Origin of the sequence: Mycobacterium sp. E3198 (genome assembly GCF_001667015.1) — a bacterium.
Classification (GTDB): domain Bacteria; phylum Actinomycetota; class Actinomycetes; order Mycobacteriales; family Mycobacteriaceae; genus Mycobacterium.
Window position 1 is genome coordinate 1 of record NZ_LZIS01000008.1, and the last position, 3,462, is coordinate 3,462.

General features: G+C 66.2%; 1 protein-coding gene and 2 pseudogenes. 1 reads left to right on the forward strand and 2 read right to left on the reverse strand.

Annotation, left to right across the window (positions count from 1 at the left end; genetic code table 11):
* A pseudogene (locus tag A5673_RS29430) lies at positions 1–843 on the forward strand (glycosyl transferase); the annotation flags it as partial.
* 250 nt (positions 844–1,093) lie between these two features.
* Here the strand turns inward: A5673_RS29430 and A5673_RS01750 are convergent.
* Together A5673_RS01750 and A5673_RS29435 are read right to left on the reverse strand one after the other, a co-directional pair.
* Entirely contained in the window at positions 1,094–2,398 is a 1,305-nt protein-coding gene (locus tag A5673_RS01750) for a sulfotransferase (protein WP_068226787.1), read from the reverse strand.
* 341 nt (positions 2,399–2,739) lie between these two features.
* Positions 2,740–3,462: pseudogene (locus A5673_RS29435) on the reverse strand (PPE family protein); the annotation flags it as partial.

Consider the following 3,462-nt stretch of genomic DNA (forward strand, 5'->3'; position numbering starts at 1 on the left):
GCGTGGCGGGCCACCGATGAGCTGGCGGTGTGCGCATCGTGGATCGGTGAGCACGCCGAGGCGTTCACCCTGTGCCGGCGCCTGGTGGCCCGCCCCGATCTGCCCGACCCGGACCGGCAACGCATTGCGGCCAACCGCGACTTTTCAGTGCCGGCCATGCTCCAAGCGGCCGCACCCTACCCCCAAGCCCTGGTGCAGTCCCTGGCCGCAGGGCCCGCCCAAGGCGAGATCACCGTCAGCCTGATCGCCGGACCCGACCGCCACACCACCGAACAGACCATCAACTCATTTCTGCACTGCTGCCTCGATGTGTCGCGAATCGGACGCTTCGTGGTCCTCGATACCGGCCTGTCCGCCCCCGACCGCGCCACGCTACGCAAACAATACGGATTTCTGCAGTTCGCCCGTCGCCGATCCGGCGACAAACCCGCCCCCCAGCTCGCGCAGTTACGCGCGCAGATCCACACACGGTTCTGGCTGCACCTGGGCGCCGGCTGGCGGTTTTTCGCCCCCGAGAACTACATCACCCGCCTGAGCGCGGTGCTCGATGCCGAACCACAGGTGTTCCAAGTAGGCATCAACTTCACCGACGCAGCCAAACTCACCGGCGCCTGCGCCGCCGAACCGGCGGTACGCCGCTCACCCGACACCGGCCGCTACCTGCTCACCGACGTAATGGCCAGCGGCCCAGCGATGTTCGACACCACACGCCTAGATCAAGCCCACGGCGCGCACAACACCAACCCCGACCCGCCCACCCCACCTAGCCGACCGACCACCGACACCGGCCCGCGCACCGCCAGCCTCGACGAAGTACTCTGCATCTCAGATCTGTACCTCTAGACACAAACCGCGTTCAACCAAAACGAACTCGGTTATGGCCTCCGCGCCAAGCCCGCGTGCGGGCTCTCACGTCCAAGGAAACGTCGGCGCCATCGGGTGACCCGACCCCATTCTCACGCCCGAAGGGCGACTACCGGCGGGGTCTGGTGCTGGCGCGATAATCCAACATGTCCAACGTACAGAATCGTTGAGACAGTGCACCTTTCGCGTCCACGACATGCACGTTCGTCGATTGTGTGAAAAATCCCGGCTAACTCGAGCTCGCCTCAAGTTCGTCGAGTAATTCGCCAAACGCCTCGTCGCAGATCTTTTGCAGCCGTGGTTCAAGATCCCGCTTCCAGCGGCCGACCGATGACGGGCCGTCAGACGATGTTCGATGCGCATTCACATCAGCGGTGACTTCATTCCCAGCCTTTACCATTGCGTCGACGAAATTCGCCGACGAATCCAGCCCCAGGGCGTCGAGTATTGCGCGAATTTGCTCGGTGGGCGAACGCATTAGGTCCTCATAACGGACGAGCGGACCGCGATGTGATGTGGACTTCCACGTTTGTACAAGTGACAGCGTACGGGTGCGGACGACGTCGACGTATTGTTCATCCGTTTCAACCAGGTCGCGACCGAAGTCGTCAAAGCCGCGCCGAGCATTGAACGCGAGTACGGAGGCCAGGGTGTCCCTGGGATCCCGGACGAGGAATATCTCCCGCCCGCGCGGGTAAAGCTGCCGCATTGTCCAGTCGTAGTGGCCTGGCCGGACGCCCTTCTGCTGGACGCTCTTCTCAGCGAAGAAGGCGGGTGTCGTGGGTTTTCTCGTGCTGGCGTAATCGTGGTAGAACGACTCCACGGCGGCCTGCGCCACGTGGGCGAATTCCTCGATCCGATCGGTCGCGTGCGAGCGCTCGGCGGTTGCACCCACCGAGCCCACATCGGGAAAGAAGTAAGGGAAAGGAGGCAGCCGGATTGGATCGCTCCAGAACTTCAACGATTCCACCCGCGATGTGTCCACGACTGCGGCTAACACCTGTATGAAATGCATCCAGTAGCTACAGACATAGGTCTCGCCGTAGGGAAAACGCTCATGGACGATGATGTCCGGGTGCTCTGCGAGCATCCCCATCAGCCAGGTGCTGCCCGATCGGCCGAGACTGGAAACGATGATTGGCTGCGTAGTGGGGGTGAACGCTGAGGTTAGCTGCTGCGTGCCGCGTACTTGCGCGATCTCGCGTCGGCGTCCATCCTGGAAGACAACCCTCACAACAATGGTGAATGAAGGCGGCAGGCCGACCGTTCCGATCGTCTTCCAGAACCCCACTCGAGGCGAACTGCTGCCATACAATTCGGCCGCTTTGGGCCGCGGAACAGTGAGCTCGCAGCTCGCAACCACGCTTTGCTCGTGGACGAACTCCACCTCGGCTACGGGCGCCTTGCTCACGACCCAGCCGTAGATGTCGAACGCGTATCCGTCGACCGGACCCGTCTGCGGGTAGTCGAGAAAAGCCTTGGTGATCAGGTCATCGCTGGGGCACAGGATGACCCCTGATATCCCCACGGCCATGCGCCGATCCTGTCCCTACTCGTCGGGGCAGCTCACCTTTCGCTGCTCCACTCCGGGGAACCGCCCGGAGCACCTGCGTAGTAATCTAGCGCGAGCATCCGGTGAAGATCGCTGTTCCGCTCATGCCCGTTAACCAGCTCGGCCAGTGCTTGCATCGAACGGCGCCGGCACCCGCAGGACGCGATGGCCTGCATGCGGCCTCAAACCCGAAAGCGACCATGTCGTCGGTACTAATTGTCTCGATCAGTCGGAAACCGCAGCCGGCCCTGCGCGATGATCGCGGATACATGTGGAGGCTGTCCGGGTCGGTGGCATCGCACGAACCACGTTGTCGCGCAGCGCTATTCGGTCGCGCTGCGGTCCCAACTGTTGGGCAGCAGCGGGATGGCCGGGGCGTCGTTGCATCCGTCGTCGGCCAGTGTGATCAGCCCGGCCGGACGGCCGGCGGCGGGCGTGACGCCGGCACCGACGAATCCGAGTCGCCCGCCCCCGTGGCCCGAAGCCTCCGGAGGCGGGCCCCCGTCGTCGTCGAGGTCCATGAACTCGTGGCGATTGGCGCGATCCCCGATCGCCGCCCCCCGACGCCGGCGCCCCCGCGTTCGGTCATTCACCTCCGCCGCGGCGGCCGCCGGCTCGTCGGCGCCCTCCGGCGCCGGTTCCTCCGAGCGACGACGAGTGCGGCTGGTGGCGCTGCCGCGCGCCGACAACTCGGAGAGGCCGACGGCGTAGAGGACGTCGGAGAGACCCGCGCCGATGCCCGTCGACGCCGACGGACCGAACCCCACCCCCGGCCCGCCACCGACCGGTCCCCCGCCGATGGCGGAGGTCGTGCCCGGCGCCGCGGTGCCGGGCACGGTGGCGGCGCTGCTCGCACTGGCCGGGGCGGCGGCGGGCGCCGCGGCAGGCATAGCGCCCACCGGCGCCGGCGCCGCCACGGCCGCCGGTACGGAGGTGGCCACCGCCACCGGGACCGCGACGCCGGTGGCGGCCGCGGCGCCCGCCGCAACCCCGGCGGCGCCGACGGCGGGAATGGCGACCAGCGCCGGGGCGAGCGAGATGACCTC